Source organism: Luteimicrobium xylanilyticum (assembly GCF_009429125.1).
Lineage (GTDB): Bacteria > Actinomycetota > Actinomycetes > Actinomycetales > Cellulomonadaceae > Luteimicrobium > Luteimicrobium xylanilyticum.
In genome coordinates, this window is the sequence record NZ_CP045529.1 from 92653 (window position 1) to 111801 (window position 19149).

Here is a 19149-nt window from a genome sequence, read left to right on the forward strand (position 1 = left end):
CGGGGCGCTTCCATGGTGCTGTGGAAACCGTTGCTACCCGGACCGTGCTCGTCGGCGTCGGCCCCCTCGACCCCGCCGACGTGGTCGCCGTCGCCCGTGAGGGCGTCCCCGTCGCCCTCGCCCCCGACGCCCGCGACGCGGTCGCGGCCTCACGCGCCGTCGTCGACCGCCTGGCCGCGAGCGAGGAGCCCGTCTACGGGGTCTCGACCGGGTTCGGCGCCCTCGCGACCCGGCACATCGCCCCCGCCGACCGCGCCCGGCTGCAGCGCAGCCTCATCCGCTCGCACGCCGCGGGCACCGGGCCGCGCGTCGAGGACGAGGTCGTCCGCGCGCTCATGCTCCTGCGGCTCTCGACCCTCGCGACCGGCCGCACCGGCGTCCGGCTCGAGACCGCCGACGCCTACGCCGCCCTGCTCAGCAGCGGCCTCGTGCCCGTCGTCCACGAGCACGGGAGCCTCGGCTGCTCGGGCGACCTCGCGCCCCTCGCGCACTGCGCGCTCGCGCTCATGGGGGAGGGGGACGTCGTCGACGACGGCGTGGTCCGGCCCGCGGGAGAGGCGTTCGTCGAGCACGGGCTGACTCCCGTCGAGCTCGGCGAGAAGGAGGGGCTGGCCCTCATCAACGGCACCGACGGGATGCTCGGGATGCTCGTCCTCGCGCTCCACGATCTCGACCGGCTCGCCGACGCCGCCGACCTCGCCGCAGCGATGTCCGTCGAGGGCCAGCTCGGCACCGACCGGGTCTTCGCGGCGGACCTCCAGGCTCTGCGCCCCCAGGCGGGCCAGGCCGTCTCGGCCGCCCACCTGCGCGCGCTGCTCGCGGGGTCGCCGATCGTCGCGAGCCACCGCCACGGCGACGGCGTCGTGCAGGACGCCTACTCGCTCCGCTGCTCCCCGCAGGTCGCGGGGGGGCTCCGCGACACGATCGCCCACGCCCGGACCATCGCCGCCCGCGAGCTCGAAGCCGCGATCGACAACCCGTCCGTCCTCCCCGACGGCCGCGTCGAGTCGCACGGCAACTTCCACGGCGCGCCGCTCGCCTACGTGCTGGACTTCCTCGCCATCCCCGTCGCTGACGTCGCGAGCATGAGCGAGCGCCGGACCGACCGGTTCCTCGACGTCGCTCGCAACCGCGGGCTCCCGCCGTTCCTCGCCGACGACCCCGGCGTCGACTCGGGCCTCATGATCGCCCAGTACACGCAGGCCGCGATCGTCTCCGAGCTCAAGCGCCTCGCCGTCCCCGCGAGCGTCGACTCCATCCCGTCGAGCGCGCTCCAGGAGGACCACGTGTCGATGGGCTGGTCGGCGGCGCGCAAGCTGCGCCGCGCCGTCGACGGCCTCGCCCGCGTGCTCGCGATCGAGGTCCTCACCGCGGCCCGGGGGATCGACCTCCGCGCGCCGCTCGAGCCCGCGCGGGCGACGGGCGCCGCCATCGCCCGCCTGCGCGAGGTCGCGCCCGGCCCGGGCCCGGACCGGTTCCTCGCCCCCGAGATCGACGGCGCGACCGGCCTCGTCCGGTCGGGCGCGCTCGTCGCCGCCGCGTTCGCCGCGGCCGGCATCCCCACCTCGTCCGCAGCACCCACCGGAACCCTCGACCGGAACGGAGCGACCGCATGACCCACGAGCCCGTCCGCGCACCCCGCGGCACGACCCTCTCCGCCCGGTCCTGGCAGACCGAGGCCCCGCTGCGCATGCTCATGAACAACCTCGACCCCGAGGTCGCCGAGCGCCCCGAGGATCTCGTCGTCTACGGCGGGACCGGTCGCGCCGCACGGAGCTGGGAGGCGTTCGACGCGATCGTCCGCACCCTGCGCACCCTCGACGACGACGAGACGCTCCTGGTGCAGTCCGGCAAGCCCGTCGGCGTCTTCCGGACGCACGCGTGGGCGCCGCGCGTCCTGATCGCGAACTCGAACCTCGTCGGCGACTGGGCGACGTGGCCCGAGTTCCGGCGCCTCGAGGCCGAGGGGCTCACGATGTACGGGCAGATGACGGCCGGGTCGTGGATCTACATCGGCACCCAGGGCATCCTCCAGGGCACGTACGAGACGTTCGGCGCGGTCGCGCGCAAGCGGTTCGGCGGCAGCCTCGCCGGGACGCTCACCCTCACCGCCGGGTGCGGCGGCATGGGCGGCGCGCAGCCGCTCGCCGTGACCATGAACGGCGGCGTCGTGCTGATCGTCGACGTCGACGAGGCCCGCCTGCGCCGCCGCGTCACCCGCGGCTACCTCGACACCATGACCGACTCCTACGACGACGCGGTCGCCCAGGTCCTCCAGGCGAAGGCCGAGGGGCGGGCGCTGTCCGTCGGGCTCGTCGGGAACGCCGCCGAGGTCTTCCCCCGGGCGCTCGCGGACGGGCTCGCCGTCGACGTCGTCACCGACCAGACCAGCGCCCACGACCCCCTCGCCTACCTTCCCGTCGGCACCAAGGTCGAGGAGTGGAAGGACGAGGCCGCGCGCGACCCCGAGGGCTTCACGGACCGCGCCCGTGGGTCGATGGCGCGGCACGTCGCCGCGATGGTCGGGTTTCTGGACGCCGGCGCCGAGGTCTTCGACTACGGCAACTCGATCCGCGAGGAGGCGCGGCTCGGCGGGTACGACCGGGCGTTCGCGTTCCCCGGGTTCGTCCCCGCGTACATCCGGCCGCTGTTCTGCGAGGGCAAGGGCCCGTTCCGGTGGGCCGCGCTCTCGGGCGACCCCGCGGACATCGCCGCCACGGACCGCGCGATCCTCGACCTCTTCCCCGAGGACGAGCACCTGCGCCGCTGGATCACGCAGGCCGGGGAGAAGGTCCACTTCGAGGGCCTCCCGGCCCGGATCTGCTGGCTCGGCTACCAGGAGCGGCACCTCGCGGGGCTCCGGTTCAACGAGATGGTGGCGTCGGGCGAGCTGTCCGCGCCCGTCGTGATCGGGCGCGACCACCTCGACTCCGGCTCCGTCGCCTCCCCCTACCGGGAGACCGAGGCCATGGCCGACGGCTCCGACGCGATCGCCGACTGGCCGCTCCTCAACGCGCTCCTCAACACGGCGTCCGGCGCGACGTGGGTGTCGATCCACCACGGCGGCGGCGTCGGGATCGGGCGCTCGATCCACGCCGGGCAGGTGATCGTCGCCGACGGCACCGACCTCGCTGCGGAGAAGATCGCGCGCGTGCTCGTCAACGACCCGGGCACCGGCGTGATGCGGCACGTCGACGCCGGGTACGAGCGCGCCGCCGAGGTCGCCCGGGAGCGCGGGCTGCGCGTCCCGATGACGGAGGGCTGAGGCCGTGGGCTCCGCTCCGCCCGGGGTGACCGGGCTCCTCGACGGCATCGCCGCCGTCGGCCGCGCCCGTTCCGGCGGGTACCGGCGGTTCGCGTGGACCACCGAGGACCCCACGCTCCGCGACTGGTTCGACGGCCAGGCCGCCGCACGCGGGCTCGAGGTCGTCGAGGACGGCAACGGCAACCGCCTCGCCGTCTGGGGCGCGTGGAGCGGGAACGCGGGCGAGGACGCGCTGCTCGTCGGCTCGCACCTCGACTCCGTGCCCGACGGCGGCGCGTACGACGGTCCGCTCGGCGTCGCCTCGTCCTTCGCGGCGGTGGATCGGCTCCGCGCCGACGGGTTCGAGCCCGCCCGTCCCGTCGTGATCGGGAGCTTCACCGACGAGGAGGGCGCGCGCTTCGGCGTCGCGTGCCTCGGGTCGCGGCTCGCGTCCGGCGCGACCACGCCCGAACGGGCCCTCGCCCTGCGCGACGACGACGGCACCACCCTCGCCGACGCCATGCGCGCCCAGGGCCGCGACCCCCGCGCCGTCGGGCCCGCCGACTGGCTGGCCGGCGTCGGACGGTTCGTCGAGCTGCACGTCGAGCAGGGGCGCGGGCTCGTCCACGACGACGCGGCCGTCGGCGTCGCGACCGCGATCTGGCCGCACGGCCGCTGGCGCCTCGACTTCTGCGGCGAGGCCAACCACGCCGGCGCGACCCCCATGGGCGACCGCTCGGACCCCATGCTCACCTACGCCGCGACGGCGCTCGCGGCCCGCCGTCTCGCGGGCGACGCACGCGCGACGTTCGGCCGGCTCGCGGTCGCCCCCAACGGCACCAACGCGATCCCGTCCCGCGTCACGGCCTGGCTCGACGCCCGTGCGTCCGACGAGCGCGAGCTCGAGCGGCTCGTCGAGGGGATCGTCGACTCGGCCCGGGCGGCCGCGGCCGACGACGGCACGACCGTCGACGCGTCGGCCGAGTCCGTGACGGGTGCGGTGACGTTCGACGTCCCGCTGCGCGACCGGCTCGCCGGGCTCCTCGACGCGCCCGTCCTGCCGACGGGCGCCGGGCACGACGCCGGCATCCTCGCGTCGGTCCTGCCCACGGCGATGCTGTTCGTCCGGAACCTCACGGGCGTCTCGCACGCGCCGTCCGAGCACGCCGACGACGCCGACTGCGAGGCCGGCGTCGACGCGCTCGCCGCCGTCGTCCGGGAGCTCGCCGGATGAGGCACGCCGGGTTCGCGAACTGCCACAGCCACGTCTTCCACCGCGCGCTGCGCGGGCGCGAGGTCGGCGGCGACACGTTCTGGGCCTGGCGGGACCGCATGTACGCGGTCGCGGGCGTGCTGGACCCGGACCTCCTGCACGCGCTCGCCCGCGCGACCTACGCCGAGATGCGCCTCGCCGGGATCGGCGCGGTCGGCGAGTTCCACTACGTGCACCACGCCCCCGACGGGCGCCCGTACGCGGACCGGCACGCGATGGCCGACGCGCTCGTCGACGCCGCCCGCGACGTCGGGATGCGGCTCTGCCTGCTCGACACCTGCTACCTGCGCGCGGGCTTCGGCGCGGGTCCCGGGCGCGACGGGTTGGACAGCGTGCAGCGCCGCTTCTCCGACGGCACCGCCGACGCCTGGGCGGAGCGGACCCGGGACCTGGCGGCCCGCTACGCGGAGGCGGGCGCCGTCGTCGTGGGGGCGGCGATCCACTCGGTCCGCGCCGTGCCCGAGCCGGACCTCGGCACGGTCACGGCGGCCCTGCCCGACGCGCCGCTGCACGTCCACGTCTCCGAGCAGCCCGCCGAGAACGAGGCGTGCCTCGCCGCCACGGGCCGCACGCCCGTCGCGCTGCTCGGCGAGGCGGGCGTCTGGTCCCCGCGCACCACCGCCGTCCACGCGACCCACCTCACGCCCGACGACGTCGCCGCCCTGGGCGTGTCCGGCGCCACCGTCTGCCTGTGCCCGACGACGGAGGCCGAGCTCGCGGACGGGATCGGCCCGAGCGTCGCGCTGCGCGAGGCGGGGGTGCGGGTCACGCTGGGGTCGGACAGCAACACGGTGATCGACCCGTTCGTGGAGGCGCGCTCGGTGGAGCTGCACGAGAGGCTGGCGAGCGGCCGGCGGGGCTCGTGGTCGGCGGCCGCGCTGCGCCGCGCCGCGACGACCGACGGCTACGCGTCGCTGGGCTTCGACCCGGCGTCGGCCGTCGGGGCCGACGCCTTCGAGCTCGCCCGCGCGTCGGTGCGCACCGCGGGCGCGACCGAGCCGCTGTGGGCCGCGACCGCCGCGGACGTCGTCCCGCCGGTCGACCTCGACCCGGGACGGGTGGCGGCGGACCTGGCCGCCGCGGTCGACGCGATCTGGGAGCGCGTGTGACCGCCCGCCTCGTGACCGGGATCGGCGAGCTCACCACCTGGGACGCCGAGCGGCCGGTGCTGACGGACGCGGCGTTCGTCGTCGAGGACGGGCGGGTCACCTGGTGGGGCGCGGCTGCGGACGCCCCGGCCGTGGACGAGCGCGACGACGTCGACGGCGCCGCGGTGATCCCCGGCTTCGTGGACTCGCACACGCACCTCGTGTTCGCGGGTGACCGGGCCGCGGAGTTCGAGGCGCGGATGGCCGGCGAGCCGTACCGGGCGGGCGGCATCCGCACCACGGTCGCCGCGACCCGCGCCGCCTCCGACGACGACCTCGACGCGGGCGTCCGGCGGCACCTGGCCGAGATGCACCGCCAGGGCACGACGACGGCCGAGATCAAGAGCGGCTACGGCCTCACCGTGCGCGACGAGGAGCGCGCGCTCCGGATCGCCCGCCGCCACACCGACGAGACCACGTACCTCGGGGCGCACGTGGTGCCGTCGGGGACCGACGCGGCCGCGTACGTCGACCTCGTCACCGGCCCCATGCTCGACGCCTGCGCGCCGCACGCCCGCTGGGTCGACGTGTTCTGCGAGGAGGGCGCGTTCGACGCGGACGCCGCGCGCGCCGTCCTGCGGGCCGGGATCGCAGCCGGCCTCGCGCCGCGCGTGCACGCCAACCAGCTCGGGCACGGGCCGGGGGTGCAGGTCGCGTGCGAGGTCGGGGCCGCGTCCGCCGACCACTGCACCTACCTCACCGACGCGGACGTCGACGCGCTCGCCTCGAGCGGGACGGTCGCCGGGCTGCTCCCCGGCGTCGAGTTCTCGAGCCGCGCGCCGTATCCCGACGCGCGGCGCCTCCTCGACGCGGGCGTCACCGTCGCGCTCGCGACCGACTGCAACCCGGGGAGCAGCTACACGTCGTCGATGCCGTTCTGCATCGCCCTCGGCGTGCGCGAGCTGCGGCTCACACCGCGCGAGGCGCTGTGGTCCGCGACGGCCGGGGGAGCGGCGTCGCTGCGGCGCGACGACGTCGGACACCTGCGCGTCGGGGCGCGCGCCGACTACGCGGTGCTCGACGCGCCGTCGGCGGCGCACCTCGCCTACCGGCCGGGCGTGCCGTTGGTGCGGCAGACCGTCGTCGGAGGAGTGCCGCTGCCCCGATGAGTTGAGACGACGACGCAGGTCAGAGAGGGTGAAGCGGCGGCGCGCACCGCGTCGCCCGACCCGAGCAGGAGGACCCATGTCGTTCCAGGCCTACCTCGACGCCGTCGAGACGAAGACCGGCAAGACGCCCCGCGAGATCGTCGACGAGGCGACCGCGCGCGGCTACGTCGACCCGTCCGTGAAGGCCGGCGTCATCCTCGAGTGGCTCAAGGACGAGTACGACCTCGGGCGCGGGCACGGCATGGCGATCGTCCATGTCGTGAAGAACGGGCCCACGATCAGCACCAAGCACGTCGGGACGTCGGGGCCCCATACCGACGCGTCCGACACCCTCTGGCTCGACGGCAAGGCCACCGACCCGGCTCGCGCCTGACGGGTCGTCCGGGAGTGCGCTCGACGTGACCTACGCTGCTCGCGTGATCGTCCACACGGACTACGCCGGCGAGGGCCTGACCGAGGCCGCGCTCGCCCCCGCCCCGCTCGAGCAGGTCCGTCGCTGGGTCGACGCTGCGCGCCGTCGCCAGGCGGAGCGCGGGGACGTGCCGGAGCCGACGGCCCTGTCCGTCGCGACCGTCGACGCGTCCGGAGTGCCGGACGTGCGCACCGTCCTCATGCGGTTCCTCGACGCGCGCGGGCCGGGCTTCGTGACCGACCTGCGCTCCGCGAAGGGCGCGGAGATCGCTGCGACGGGAGGGGTCGCTGCGGCGCTGACCTGGCCGGCGATGTACCAGGCGGTGCGGTTCCGCGGCCGGGCCGTGGAGATCGGGCGCGACGAGATCGCCGAGTACTTCACCGGCCGGCCCTGGGGGTCGCGGATCAGCGCGTGGGCGTCCCACCAGTCGATCCCGGTCGCCGACCGCGCCACGCTCGAGGCCGTCTACGACCGGTACGCGGCCCTGTACCCGGACACGGGCTCCGCCACCGACGTCCCGCTCCCCGACCACTGGGGCGGGTGGCGGATCGACTGTGCCGAGGTCGAGCTGTGGGCCGGACGACGCAACCGGCTCCACGACCGCTTGGTGTACGTCCGCGTCGGGCCCGGCGACCTCGCCGACGCGGACGCGTGGGAGGTCCGGCGCCGTCAGCCGTGACGCGCGTGCTGTTCTACCGCTACTCCACGGCGTCGTCCGTCCGCGGCCGCCGCTCGGTGCCACCGGTCTCGGGGACCAGCCCGAAGTCCGTGAGCAGCTCGCCGATCTGGGTTCCGTCCAGACGGCGCAGCAGGCGCTCGCGGAGGAACTTCGGACCCGGCAGGTCGACCTCCTCGCCGTCGCGCAGCCGGCTCGTCGCGGCGAGGAGCTTGCGGACGTCGTACGTCGACCCGAACACCTCGGGCACGCCGCGCTCGATGTCGAGGAGCTGGTAGGCGGCCTCCATCCCGGTGCGCACCGAGTACTCGGTCGTGAAGATGGTGTCCCGGGTCGTCTCGGCGAACTGGCCGATGAACGCGAAGTTCACCGACCCCTCGGGCACGACGTCCGGCCGGTCGCCCGCGCGACGCGGCATGAAGAACGACGTCACGTACGGCATCATCACGGGCACGCAGGTCGCAGCCTCGGCGGCGAGCGTCGGGATTTCCTCGACCGGGACGCCCAGGTGGTAGAGCCACTCCTGGGTGATCTCCTCGCCCGTGCAGTCCTGGAGGGACTTCTTCACGTAGTCGCCGGGCGTGTCCACGAACAGCCCGTAGACCCACACGACGATCTCGTCGGGAGACTGCTGCTTGAAGTGCGGCTGCCGGTTCACCGTCCAGCTCATCAGCCACGACGAGTCGCGGGCCGTGACGATGCCGCCCGTGACGACCCTCCCGCTGAACGGGTCTCGCTGCGTGATCCGCTGGATGTATTCCGGGATGCGCCGATCGAGCGTCGTGACGGTCGCCGACTGCCACTTCGACTTGGCGATGTCACCGCAGAACACTTCGGGGTGCCCGAACGCCGGGTCCTTCGCGGCGATCCGCTTCCACAGCTCCCAGCCTGCGGCAGGACTCTCGTCGATCCGTGCCGGCGTGTGCTGGTCGCCCTCGTCGGAGTTCTCGGTGAGACCGCCGATGGTCGCGAGGACGAGGTCGTCCGGCCCGAGGTCCACGCCGCCGACGACGTCCCCCGCCCCCGGCTCGCCGCGCTCGCTCTCGTCCGCACGCTCCACCCAGTGGATCCGGGTCGCCTGCTTGCGGTCGCCGTCGGACGTGAAGTCGATGTCCGTGACCTCGGTCGCGAACCGGAACGTCACGCCCTGGTCGAGCAGCCAGCGGTACAGCGGGAGGACGAGCGACTCGTACTGGTTGTACTTGGTGAACTTGAGCGCCGACAGGTCGGGCAGTCCACCGATGTGGTGGATGAAGCGGTGGATGTACAGCTTCGCCTCGAGCGCCGAGTGCCACTCCTCGAACGCGAACATCGTGCGCCAGTAGAGCCAGAAGTTGGACTTCAGGAAGTCCTCGCTCACGACCTCGTCGATGCGCTTGCCCTCCATCTCCTCGCGCGACGCCATGAAGATCTTGACGATGTCCTTCTGGGCCTTCTCGTTCAGCGCGAAGAGCTTGTTCGTGTGCGCGTCCTGGCCCTGGTTCTCGGTCACACGGCACAGCGAGTAGTTCGGGTCGTCCTTGTTGAGCCAGTAGAACTCGTCGAGCACCGACCCCTCGACCTCGAGCGACGGGATGGTCCGGAAGAGGTCCCACAGGCACTCCATGTGGTCCTCCAGCTCGCGCCCGCCTCGGATCACGAAGCCCTTCTTCGGCTTCTTGATGCCGTCGAGCGCGCCGCCGGGCAGGGGGAGGCGCTCGAGGATCGTGATCCGGTCGCCCGCCATCTGCCCGTCGCGGATGAGGAACGTCGCCGCGGACATCGACGCCAGCCCGGCTCCCACGAGCCACGCGGACTTGTCGTCGACGCCTGCCGGCTTGCGGGGTCGGGCGAAGGCCTCGTAGTTGCCGTTGCTGTAGTACATGAGCGCTCCCTGCGTCCGTCGTGGGGTCGGTCGGGGAGCCGCCGGCTCCCGCCCCTTCGACGGTAGGGCGGGTACCGTCGGACGGCATGGTGGAAGCACGAACGTGCACCGGACACGCGCCCGCGCGGCTCCCGCTGCCACCCGTGCGCGGCGCCGTCGTCGACGACCAGACCCGCTGCGCCCACTGGTCGTCCCCGCTCGACGTGGTCGCGCTCCGGTTCTGGTGCTGCGGCGCCTGGTACCCGTGCTTCGCGTGCCACGAGGACGACGCCGACCACCCGGCCCAGCCCCGGCCGCGGTCCGCGTGGGACGAGCCGTCCGCCCTGTGCGGGGTGTGCGGTCACCTCATGACGACGCCGGAGTACCGTGCGTCCGACGCGTGTCCCCGGTGCGCCGCGCCCTTCAACCCCGGGTGTCGGACGCACGCCCACCTGTACTTCGCCGACTGAATCCCGCTGCCCGACGGAGATCCGCTACCGCCTCCGGGCGAGTTCTCATGAAGGACGGTCGCTGGCTCTGGCCCGCCGGCTCCGGGGGTGGGACGATCCGGGCGCATGAGAGAGCGCCGGTCGTGGCTGTTCCCCCTGCTGATGACCCTCGTCTTCGCGCCGTGGACCGTGGTCGCGTTCGTGCAGGAGCTGCGCGACGACGACGCGTGGGTCGCGGACTGGGTGGTGCCGACGCTCGTCGGGCTGGCTGTGATGCTGGCCTTCGTCCTGCTCGCGACCTGGGTTCAGGGCAGGTCGGAGCGGCGAAGGCTCGCCGTGGTGAGGGCGATCTGCCCGGGGGCGTTCGTGTCCGTTTGCATGATCCACAGCGGGTTCCACGTCGCGGCCGCGGGGCTGGGCGACGCGATGCATCGGCAGACGCGCCGCCGACCCACCGCCTATGCGGTCCTCGCTGTCGACCCCTACGCCGTGACGATCTGGCACAGCCTTCCGGTGGAGGTGTTCGGCTTCGTCCCGGCGGCCCGCATCGACGCCGTGTCGGTCGGCCGCGGACGCGCGGGCCTCTTCCACCAGGGGCCCGCGCTGTGTTCTCGGTGCGCGTCTCGGAGACCACGGTGCGCGACCTTCCCGTCACGCTCGTGCGGTGGTCGGGACCCCTTCCCCGGAACGTCGATGCTGCTGGACTGCCCGAAGCGGTGGACGAGGTCCGCCGCCGGCTCGCCGCCGGCCGCGCGGGGACGCTGCCACCGGCGGGCTGAGCTGACTGGCGGTGTCGGTCGGTGCGCGCACGCTAGGCGCATGGAACCGACGGCGCCCACCGCCCAGCAGCACTTCCACTCGATCCTCCGGGACCACGTCGCGCCCGGGCTGCGGCGCCTCGGGCTCAAGGGCAGCGGCCAGGCGTACACGCTCCCCGACGGCGACCACTTCGCGCAGATCGGGATCCAGAAGAACCGCTACAGCACGGCGGACCTCATCGAGTTCACCCTGAACCTCTCGGTCGTCCGCAAGGCGGACTGGGCTGCCCACCTGGTCGACGAGCCGTGGCGCGGGACCAGACCGTCGCCGAACGAAGTGTGCGAGATCGAGGGCGCTTGGTCCGCGCGGATCGGCGAGCTGTTGCCGGGCGGGGTGGACCGCTGGTGGACGGTGGCACGGGATGCGGACCCTCGCGTCGTCGCCGGTGCGGTGGTCGACGCGGTCCGAGACTTCGGCCTCCCCGCGATGCGGTCCGCGATCGCCGGACGGGCCGAGCAGGACGGCTACCCGGGGACCGTCCGACCGTCACGACCGGACGCTCCGGGGCTGGACCTGGCCGGATTCGCGCGTGCGCTGTCCGAGGCGATCCCGGGCGCCGAGGTCGAGGTGGTCCGGTTCGACGACGAGGACGACTGAGCACCCAGCGCCGACCCGGACGCTGGCCGCCTGCCGAGGTGAACCTGCCGCCCGTGCGCCTCGTGTCACGGGTGAGGTCCGCACGACCCCCGCCGCCGGCGGGACGACGTCGGCGGCGGTCGAGAGGTGCACGACATGGCACGACGCACGGTACGAACCGGGGCAGTGGGACTGGCGCTCGCGGGCGCGCTGGCGCTCGCCGCCTGCAGCTCGGGGGGTCGGGAGGCTCGGGCGGCGGCGACACGGGTGCGGCACCGTCGGCGGCGCCGGCGTCGGGTGGCGCTGTCGAGGTCGACGCCCACCAGGGCGCGCTCGGCACCTACCTGACCGACGGCAAGGGCAACACGCTCTACCTCTTCGTCGCCGACCCGGCCGGGAAGTCCACGTGCTCCGGCTCGTGCGCGGCGGCGTGGCCGCCTGTCGTGGCGTCCGGGAAGCCCACCGCGGGCGACGGCGTGGACGCCGCGAAGCTGACGACGATCAAGCGCGACGACGGCAGCGAGCAGGTCGCCTACGACGGTCACGCGCTCTACTACTTCGTCAAGGACACGTCCGCGGGCGCGACCACCGGTCAGGGCGTCGACGGGTTCGGCGCGCCGTGGTGGGTCGTGGCGCCGTCGGGCTCCGCTATCACGACGGCAGCGGGCACGGGCGGGGCGTCGACGTCGCCGAGCGACGACTCGGGCTACAGCTACTGACGCTCCGTTCGCCGATGGTGACGTGGTCGGGTTCGTCGGCGGGTGCTGCACCCTCGCGAGGTAGGCGTCCGCGCGGTCTACGTCGCGGGGGCGGGCTCCGGGCCGAAGGCGGCGAGGAACGTGTCGACGCCCTCGGTGACGGCGCGGTCGACGACGGCCGGGTCGACAGGACGGGCGCCGAACCCGCTGTTGACGAGGGGCTCGTCGCTCACGAGCGCCATGAGCTGGCGTGCGGCGCGGCCGGGGTCGCGCAGGCGCAGGTGCCCGGTCGCGCTGAGCTGCGCGAGCTTGCCCGCGAGGAGGTCGAGCGTGCGGTCCCGGTTGCCGTCCCGCACCCGCGAGATGAGCTCGGGGAACCGGGCGCCCTCGACGAGCTGAAGTCGCATGGTCGCGGAGCCCGCACCGCCCTGGAGGCAGTGCACGAGGCTGTGGGCCAGGGTCTCGAGCTCGGCCCGCAGGTCCGCAGGGTCCGTTGATGTCGCGGCAATGACGTCCGCGACCTGCTTGTTCGCGTCCTGCGACGAGGTCTCGACGACAGCCGCGAACAGCCCGGCCTTGTCGCCGAAGTGGTTGTAGATCGTGGGCTTCGCGACGCCGGCGAGTTCGGCGACCTCGTCGAGGTTGGTGTCGGCGTAGCCCTGGCGTGCGAACACGTCGAGCGCCGCATCGAGGATCGCGCGGTGCTTGTCGACGCGTCTCGTCGTTTCAGCCGCCACCATGAGCCCATCGTAGCCGGGGTGGATCGGGGGGTTGTGCTGTCTGTACTCATGAGTTCAAAATGAACGCATGAGTACAACTGAGCGTCCTCTCGGGTATTTGCCTTCGGCGCGCCCCGAGCCACGCCCCGAGCCCCGCCTCGGCCCCCGCCTCGCCCTGCTCGTCGCCGGGGGTCTCCTCGCCCTCCTCAATACGACGGTCACGGGCGTCGCGATCCCCGACGTCGCCGCCGACCTCGATGCCCCGCTCGGCAGCGTCCAGTGGGTCGGCACCGCGTACGTCCTCGCGGTCGCCGTCGCGATCCCCGTGAGCGGCTGGGCGTCGATCCGCTTCGGGACGCGCGCGCCCTGGCTCGCGGCGCTCGCGCTCTTCGGCGCCGGGGCGGGGGCCTCGGCGTTCGCCTGGTCGCTCCCGGCGCTAGTCGTCGCGCGGGCCGTCCAGGGCTTCGGCGGCGGCATGCTCGAGCCGCTCATGTTGACCGCCGTCGCGACCCTCGCCGGCCCCGCCCGGATGGGCCGGATCATGGGCCTCGTCGCCGGTGCGATCGGTCTCGGGCCGCTGCTCGGGCCCCTCCTGGGCGGGGTCCTGGTCGACACGATCGGCTGGCGAGGACTCTTCGCGGCATTCCTCGTCGCGGCCGCTGCGGTGCTCGTCGCGTCCTGGCGGGCGCTCCCGCGCGGCGTCCCGCTCGACCCGGCGCTCCGCCTCGACCGCGTCGGCTTGGCCCTGCTGTCGGTCGGCTCCGTCGCGGTCCTGGTCGGCCTGGCCGAGACGTCCGAGGATGGCGCCACGCTCGCCGTCGTCGGACCGATCGTCGTGGGCCTCGCGGTCCTCGCCGTCTTCGCGCGGCACGCCGCCCGTCGGGGCGGGGCCGCCGTCGTCGACGTCCAGGTCCTCCGCCACCCGACCGTGCTGTCCGCGACGCTCGTCATGCTCACCCTCGGCCTTGCGATCTACCCGCTGTTCTACGGGCTGCCGCAGTTCTTCCAAGGCGTGCGCGGGTACGACGTGCTCGCGTCCGGTCTGCTGCTCGCCCCGCAGGGCGCCGGGTCGCTCGTCGGGATGGTCGTGGGCGGGCGGCTCTCCGACCGGGTGAGTGCCCGGGTGCTCGTCCCGTCGGGCGGGGCGGCCGTCGTCGTGGGGATGGCGGTCTACCTCGCCGTCGGCCCGACGGCGCCGCTCGCGGTGCTCGTCGCGGCGTCCGTGGTCGCCGGGCTGGGCGTCGGGTTCGTGGGCGGCCCGACGATGTCGTCGCTCTACCGCGTGCTCACGCCGCGCGAGATCCCCAACGCCACGACGACGCTCTTCGTCGCGAACCAGCTCGGGGGCGCCGTCGGGATCGCGGCGCTCACCGGGATCGTCACGGCCGCCGCCGGCGCGCACGTCACCGGCTGGACGACGCTCGCCGGTGGGACCCCGTTCTGGCTGCCCGTCCTCGCGGGCGCGGCCGTCGCCGTCGGCGGGCTGTGGCTCCCGCGGGCGGGCGTGCCGTCGGGGACGGAGCCGCAGCCTCAGTAGACGTCGTGGACGTACCGCTTCTCCTTGGCCATGGTCTTCAGGTCGCTGCCGGGATCGTCCTCGGACAGTGATCCCCACGTCCGGGGCGACCTCGCGCAGCGCCTGGTCGACGTCCTTCGCCATCCGGCTCGCGTCCCCGCACACGTACACGTGCCCGCCATCCTCGAGCCACGACCACACCTGAGAACCGTGCTCGCGCAGGCGGTCCTGGGCGTAGACCTTCTGCCGCTGGTCGCGCGAGAACGCGAGCGTCAGCTCCGTGAGGTGGCCGTCGCCACGCAGGCCCTCGAGCTCGTTGCGATAGCAGAAGTCCGTGTTCGCGCGGCTCCCCGAAGAACAGCCAGTTGCGCCCGCGGTGCCCCAGCGCGCGCCGCTCCTGGAGGAACCCGCGGAACGGCGTGACCCCCCTCTCCTGGCCGACCATGATCATCGGCACGTCCGACGCGGCCGGGGGCCGGAAGTGCGTGGTGGGCTGCACGAACACGGGCACGTCGGCATCGGCGCTGTGGTCCGCGAGGAACGTCGAGCACACCCTGCCGCGCCTGCCCCTGCAACTCGTACCGCACCGCCGACACCGTGAGGTGCACCTCGTCGGGCTCCGCGAGCGGGCTCGACGAGATCGAGTTCAGGCGCGGCTGCAGCATCATCCCGCACCCCACCCCGCAGTACGAAGCACGACGAACGCACCGTCGTCGGGGGTGCGGTGGAGGCGGGAGGTACCTCAGCATCGTGCGGGGCGCGCGTTGCGCCGGTGTGTTCCGGGCGGTGACAGGGAGGCCAACTCTCGCTCACGCGCGTGGGGGTCCCGTGTGAGGGCGCGGCCCCGGCCAAACCTGGGTTAGGCCGTCTCAGGCCGCGGAACTTCCACGGGTCGAGCGTCTGGACGCCGATCGTGGTGGTGGTGAGAGACCGACAGGGGCACGCTGGACTCGTCCGGTCCCTCCCAGCACATCGAGGTGCGCCATGGCCAAGATCCTCATCCTCACCGGCGACGCGGCGGAGACGCTCGAGGTCTTCTACCCCTACCAGCGGCTCCAGGAGGCCGGGTACGAGGTGGAGATCGCCGCCCCCGAGAAGAAGAAGCTCCAGTTCGTCGTCCACGACTTCGTGGACACCTTCGACACGTACACCGAGAAGCTCGGGCACACGTGGGAGGCCGACGTCGCCTTCCGCGACGTGAACCCGGACGACTACGTGGCCGTCGTCGTCCCCGGTGGGCGCGCGCCCGAGTACATCCGCAACGACGACGACGCGAAGCGCCTCGTGAAGGCGTTCTTCGACCGCGACGCTCCGGTCGCCGCCCTGTGCCACGGCCCGCTGCTGCTCGCCGCGGCCGGCGTGCTGCGGGGCCGGACGACGTCGGCGTACCCGCAGCTCGCGGTCGACGTCGAGACCGCGGGCGGCACGTTCCAGGACGGGGGCGACGTCGTCGACGGGAACCTCGTGTCCGGGCGCGCGTGGCCCGACAACGGCCCGTGGATGAAGGCGTTCCTCGAGGTGCTGGAGAAGGCGGGCGTCTGAGAACGCGCCGGTGGGTGGTCGTCGGGCAGCCTCACCGGGACCCTGTGGTGAACCGTGACGGGTCGAAGGCCGCGAGCGCGCGAGGCGGACCCGGCGTGTCGTCGGGCCCGAGTCCCAGCACGTCGTCCGCGACGCGCTCTCCGACGTACGGGCCGAGCGTCAGCCCGGACGCACCGAACCCCGTCACGACGGTGACGTCGTCGGCGACCCGCCCCACGATCGGCACGCCGTCGGGGCTCGTGGGCCGGAAGCCGACGCGGGTCTCGAGCAGGGTCGCGTCGGCGAGCCCGGGCGCGACGGCCAGCGCCTCGCGGAGCACCTCGGCCTGACCGGCGGCGGTCACGCGGTAGTCGGTCCCGGCGTCGCGCTCGCGCGTCGCGCCGACGACGACGCGCGAGTCGTCGAACGCGAGCAGGTAGTGGGACGACCCGATCGCCGTCGCGGTGGCCCAGCGCGACGTGTCGGTACCCGGGAGCCCGAGGTGGCTGATCTGCCCGCGCTGCGGGGTGATCGGCACGCTCACGCCCCGCGGCGCGAGGACCTCGGGCGTCCACGTCCCGGCCGCGACGACGACGTGGTCGGCGTCGATCCGCTCGCCCGATCCGAGCTCCGCCGCGGCGCCGGCGGGCGAGAGGCGGGCGTCGTCGTCGTGCACGACCGCCCCGTGCGCGCGGGCCGCGGCGAGGAGCGCCAGCCGCAGCCGCCTCCCGTCCACGCGCGCCGCCTGCGTCACGTGCACGGCGGCGAGGTCGGCGGCCGCCGCGGGGAACGCGTCGTGCGCCTGGGCCGGGTCGAGGCGCGACACCGTCCCGACCTGCGCGGCGTCGAACGCGCGGAGGCGGGCCTCGACGTCCGCCAGGGCGTCGTCGTCGGCCGACAGCCACAGGCCGCCGACGACGCGGTACCCGACCTCGTCGGCGACGTCGCGGCCCGACGCGTCGCCGAGGTCCCGGATCGCCTCGGGGTAGTGCCGGACGGCGGCCGCGTACGCCTCCACGAACCCCGGCTCCGTGATGCCCAGCGACGCCCGGACGATCCCGGCCCCCGCGAGCGTCGCGGCGCCGTCGTGCAGCCGGTCGACGACGACCACCTCCGCCCCGCGACGGGTGAGGGACCAGGCCACGGACGCGCCGGCAACACCGGCGCCGATCACGAGCACGCGCATGGACCCGACCGTAGCGTCCGGCCCTGCGCGGCCGCCGAAGATGCGGGCGCACCCGGCGCCCCGCACGCTGGGACCGATGCTCTCGACAGCCGACTTTCCCTCCTGGACGACGCCCGTGTGCTGGGCGTTGCTCGCGCTCGCCGGGGTGTGCGCGGCCTGGGTGGCCGTGGACGTCGCCCGGCGACCCCAGCACATGTGGATCATGAACGTCGTGTGGCCCGTGGTCATGCTCTTCGGCAGCGTCGTGTGGCTCGGCTTCTACCGCCGGTTCGCGCGCGCCGCCCCGCGTGACGCCGGAGCGGGTCACGAGCACCACGCCGACGAGGGGGGCGACGCCGCCACCCACGACGACGGCGACGAGTCTCGTGCCGCGTTCCGCGTCTCCGTCGCGGTCGACACCAACCACTGCGGGGCGGGCTGCTCGCTCGGCGACGTCGTCGGGGACGGGCTGCTCGCGGTCGCGCCGGCCGTGGCCACCGCCGTCGGGCTGGGGTCGCTGTACCACCTGGAGGTGTTCGCGGGGTGGATCGTCGGGACGGTCCTGGCGTTCGTGTTCGGCGTGGTGTTCCAGTACTTCGCGATCGCGCCGATGCGTCACCTGGGTGTCGGCAGGGGGCTCGTCGAGGCCGTCAAGGCGGACGCGGCGTCGATCGCGGCCTGGCAGGTCGGGATGGTCGGCCTCATGGCGCTCGTCCAGCTCGTCTGGCTGCCGGCGTGGCTGGGTGGGCACGCGCCGCCGTCCACGCCGCAGTACTGGGTGTGCATGCAGGTCGCGATGGTCGTCGGCTACGCGTGCAGCTACCCGGTGAACTGGTGGCTCGTGCGGGCGGGGATCAAGACGGGGATGTGACGGCCAGAATGGGGACGTGACTCTCCCGTTCGACCGCACGCCCGACCCGGCCCCGCTGCCCGACGTCTCGTTCGCTTCCGACAACTACGCCGGCGCCCACCCCGAGGTCCTCGACGCGATGGCGGCCGCGAACCGCGGGCACGCCGTCTCGTACGGCGCGGACCCGTGGACGGCGCGGCTCCAAGACGTCGTCCGGGGCCACTTCGGCGAGCAGGCGGTCGCGTACCCGGTGTTCAACGGGACGGGCGCGAACGTGGTCTCGCTCGCGTCGATGCTGCCGCGCTGGGGCGCGGTCGTGACCCCGACGACGGCGCACACGGTCACCGACGAGAACGCGGCGCCCGAGCGGGTCGCGGGGATCAAGCTCCTCACCGTCCCGACGCCGGACGGTCGCCTCACCCCGGAGCTGCTGGACCGCGAGGCGTGGGGTTGGGGCGACCCGCACCGCGCGCAGCCGCTCGTCGTGTCGGTGTCCCAGGCGACGGAGCTCGGCACGGTCTACTCCGTCGAGGAGCTGCGCGCGCTGACGGACCACGCGCACGGTCTCGGGATGCGCGTCCACGTCGACGGCGCGCGCCTGGCGAATGCGGCCGCGCACCTGGGCGTGGGGCTCGGGGACCTGACGAGCGCCGTCGGGGTGGACGTCCTGTCGCTCGGCGGGACGAAGAACGGGATCGTGCTGGGCGAGGCCGTGGTGGTCCTGGACCCGTCGGCGGTGGACGGCGTCGAGTACGTCCGCAAGCTGACGATGCAGCTCGGCTCGAAGCTGCGGTTCGTGTCGGCGCAGCTCGTCGCGCTGTACGGGTCGGACCTGTGGCGGCGGTCCGCGGAGCACGCGAACGCGATGGCGTCCCGGCTGTGCGCGGCGCTCGAGTCCTCGGCCGGGGCGGGGCGCCTGGTGCTCACCCGGGGCACGGAGTCCAACGCCGTCTTCGCGGCCCTCACGCACGACGCCGCCGCGACCCTCCGCGGGCGCTGGCGGTTCTACGACTGGGACGACCACCGCGACGACGGCCTCGTCGAGGTGCGGTGGATGTGCGCCTGGGACACGACCCCCGAGGCCGTGGACGCCTTCGCCGCGGACGTGCTGGCCGCCGTCGGCGGCTGAGC

The 19149-nt window shown here is 74.1% G+C and carries 17 protein-coding genes and 1 pseudogene; 14 read left to right on the top strand and 4 right to left on the bottom strand.

The window, feature by feature from the left end; all coding sequences use genetic code 11:
* The first annotated feature begins 20 nt into the window (after positions 1-20).
* The 7 genes from hutH to KDY119_RS00445 all read left to right on the top strand — a co-directional run bounded on the left by hutH (position 21) and on the right by KDY119_RS00445 (position 7865).
* A complete protein-coding gene (gene hutH, locus KDY119_RS00415) occupies positions 21-1616 on the top strand; it encodes a histidine ammonia-lyase (protein WP_153021787.1) in 1596 nt (531 codons plus the stop codon).
* A complete protein-coding gene (gene hutU / locus KDY119_RS00420) occupies positions 1613-3265 on the top strand; it encodes a urocanate hydratase (RefSeq protein ID WP_036955170.1) in 1653 nt (550 codons plus the stop codon). Before hutH ends, hutU begins: the two co-directional genes overlap by 4 nt.
* A 4-nt stretch (positions 3266-3269) precedes the next feature.
* Positions 3270-4478 carry an allantoate amidohydrolase gene (locus KDY119_RS00425; protein WP_083891250.1) on the top strand — a complete coding sequence of 403 codons (1209 nt, stop codon included), beginning with the start codon at positions 3270-3272 and terminating at the stop codon, positions 4476-4478.
* On the top strand, positions 4475-5626 hold the full coding sequence (locus tag KDY119_RS00430) for a formimidoylglutamate deiminase (protein ID WP_153021788.1): 1152 nt from the start codon (positions 4475-4477) through the stop codon (positions 5624-5626). The genes KDY119_RS00425 and KDY119_RS00430 overlap by 4 nt, the downstream gene beginning before the upstream one ends.
* On the top strand, positions 5623-6774 hold the full coding sequence (hutI, locus tag KDY119_RS00435) for an imidazolonepropionase (protein ID WP_153021789.1): 1152 nt from the start codon (positions 5623-5625) through the stop codon (positions 6772-6774). The genes KDY119_RS00430 and hutI overlap by 4 nt, the downstream gene beginning before the upstream one ends.
* Before the next feature lie 76 nt (positions 6775-6850).
* Positions 6851-7147 (top strand): DUF4287 domain-containing protein, encoded by a 297-nt coding sequence (locus tag KDY119_RS00440; protein WP_036955167.1) that lies wholly within the window; start codon positions 6851-6853, stop codon positions 7145-7147.
* Between the two features lie 43 nt (positions 7148-7190).
* Entirely contained in the window at positions 7191-7865 is a 675-nt protein-coding gene (locus KDY119_RS00445) for a pyridoxine/pyridoxamine 5'-phosphate oxidase (RefSeq protein ID WP_153021790.1), read from the top strand.
* Between the two features lie 19 nt (positions 7866-7884).
* Here the strand turns inward: KDY119_RS00445 and KDY119_RS00450 are convergent, their stop codons facing one another.
* Complete coding sequence (locus KDY119_RS00450) at positions 7885-9726, bottom strand: oleate hydratase (protein WP_036955164.1); 1842 nt, start codon at positions 9724-9726, stop codon at positions 7885-7887.
* An 86-nt stretch (positions 9727-9812) separates the two neighbouring features.
* Here KDY119_RS00450 and KDY119_RS00455 point away from each other — a divergent pair, with 86 nt between their 5' ends.
* From KDY119_RS00455 to KDY119_RS00465, 3 genes are all read left to right on the top strand, one after another.
* Entirely contained in the window at positions 9813-10175 is a 363-nt protein-coding gene (locus KDY119_RS00455) for a CHY zinc finger protein (RefSeq protein WP_153021791.1), read from the top strand.
* A gap of 105 nt (positions 10176-10280) precedes the next feature.
* Entirely contained in the window at positions 10281-11570 is a 1290-nt protein-coding gene (locus KDY119_RS00460; protein ID WP_036955163.1) for a DUF4304 domain-containing protein, read from the top strand.
* 71 nt (positions 11571-11641) lie between these two features.
* On the top strand, positions 11642-12268 hold the full coding sequence (locus KDY119_RS00465; RefSeq protein ID WP_085998092.1) for a COG4315 family predicted lipoprotein: 627 nt from the start codon (positions 11642-11644) through the stop codon (positions 12266-12268).
* Positions 12269-12345: 77 nt separating this feature from the next.
* Here the strand turns inward: KDY119_RS00465 and KDY119_RS00470 are convergent, their stop codons facing one another.
* Positions 12346-12987 carry a TetR/AcrR family transcriptional regulator gene (locus KDY119_RS00470; protein WP_036955161.1) on the bottom strand — a complete coding sequence of 214 codons (642 nt, stop codon included), beginning with the start codon at positions 12985-12987 and terminating at the stop codon, positions 12346-12348.
* A gap of 67 nt (positions 12988-13054) precedes the next feature.
* Between KDY119_RS00470 and KDY119_RS00475 the strand changes: the two genes are divergently transcribed.
* Positions 13055-14503: a DHA2 family efflux MFS transporter permease subunit gene (locus KDY119_RS00475; RefSeq protein WP_083891249.1), complete on the top strand. Its 1449-nt coding sequence runs from the start codon at positions 13055-13057 to the stop codon at positions 14501-14503.
* A gap of 165 nt (positions 14504-14668) precedes the next feature.
* Here KDY119_RS00475 and KDY119_RS18985 read toward each other — a convergent pair.
* Positions 14669-14785 (bottom strand): annotated as a pseudogene (locus tag KDY119_RS18985) (hypothetical protein); the annotation flags it as partial.
* Between the two features lie 681 nt (positions 14786-15466).
* Between KDY119_RS18985 and KDY119_RS00485 the strand changes: the two are divergent.
* Positions 15467-16024 carry a DJ-1/PfpI family protein gene (locus tag KDY119_RS00485; RefSeq protein WP_036955159.1) on the top strand — a complete coding sequence of 186 codons (558 nt, stop codon included), beginning with the start codon at positions 15467-15469 and terminating at the stop codon, positions 16022-16024.
* Positions 16025-16055: 31 nt separating this feature from the next.
* Here the strand turns inward: KDY119_RS00485 and KDY119_RS00490 are convergent, their stop codons facing one another.
* Entirely contained in the window at positions 16056-17189 is a 1134-nt protein-coding gene (locus tag KDY119_RS00490; protein WP_153021792.1) for an NAD(P)/FAD-dependent oxidoreductase, read from the bottom strand.
* A 76-nt stretch (positions 17190-17265) separates the two neighbouring features.
* Between KDY119_RS00490 and KDY119_RS00495 the strand changes: the two genes are divergently transcribed.
* Together KDY119_RS00495 and KDY119_RS00500 are read left to right on the top strand one after the other, a co-directional pair.
* Entirely contained in the window at positions 17266-18039 is a 774-nt protein-coding gene (locus KDY119_RS00495) for a DUF4396 domain-containing protein (RefSeq protein WP_036955639.1), read from the top strand.
* A 16-nt stretch (positions 18040-18055) separates the two neighbouring features.
* Positions 18056-19147, top strand: coding sequence for a threonine aldolase family protein (locus KDY119_RS00500; protein WP_194174298.1), 1092 nt, complete (start codon positions 18056-18058; stop codon positions 19145-19147).
* The last annotated feature ends 2 nt before the right edge of the window (positions 19148-19149 follow it).

Coding starts and splice junctions, on each gene's coding strand:
- KDY119_RS00495 (WP_036955639.1), top strand. CDS start 17,266: ATGCTCTCGACAGCCGACTTTCCCTCCTGGACGACGCCCGTGTGCTGG.
- KDY119_RS00430 (WP_153021788.1), top strand. CDS start 4,475: ATGAGGCACGCCGGGTTCGCGAACTGCCACAGCCACGTCTTCCACCGC.
- KDY119_RS00490 (WP_153021792.1), bottom strand. CDS start 17,189: ATGCGCGTGCTCGTGATCGGCGCCGGTGTTGCCGGCGCGTCCGTGGCC.
- KDY119_RS00455 (WP_153021791.1), top strand. CDS start 9,813: ATGGTGGAAGCACGAACGTGCACCGGACACGCGCCCGCGCGGCTCCCG.
- KDY119_RS00440 (WP_036955167.1), top strand. CDS start 6,851: ATGTCGTTCCAGGCCTACCTCGACGCCGTCGAGACGAAGACCGGCAAG.
- hutU (WP_036955170.1), top strand. CDS start 1,613: ATGACCCACGAGCCCGTCCGCGCACCCCGCGGCACGACCCTCTCCGCC.
- KDY119_RS00460 (WP_036955163.1), top strand. CDS start 10,281: ATGAGAGAGCGCCGGTCGTGGCTGTTCCCCCTGCTGATGACCCTCGTC.
- KDY119_RS00485 (WP_036955159.1), top strand. CDS start 15,467: ATGGCCAAGATCCTCATCCTCACCGGCGACGCGGCGGAGACGCTCGAG.
- KDY119_RS00450 (WP_036955164.1), bottom strand. CDS start 9,726: ATGTACTACAGCAACGGCAACTACGAGGCCTTCGCCCGACCCCGCAAG.
- KDY119_RS00470 (WP_036955161.1), bottom strand. CDS start 12,987: ATGGTGGCGGCTGAAACGACGAGACGCGTCGACAAGCACCGCGCGATC.
- KDY119_RS00475 (WP_083891249.1), top strand. CDS start 13,055: ATGAGTACAACTGAGCGTCCTCTCGGGTATTTGCCTTCGGCGCGCCCC.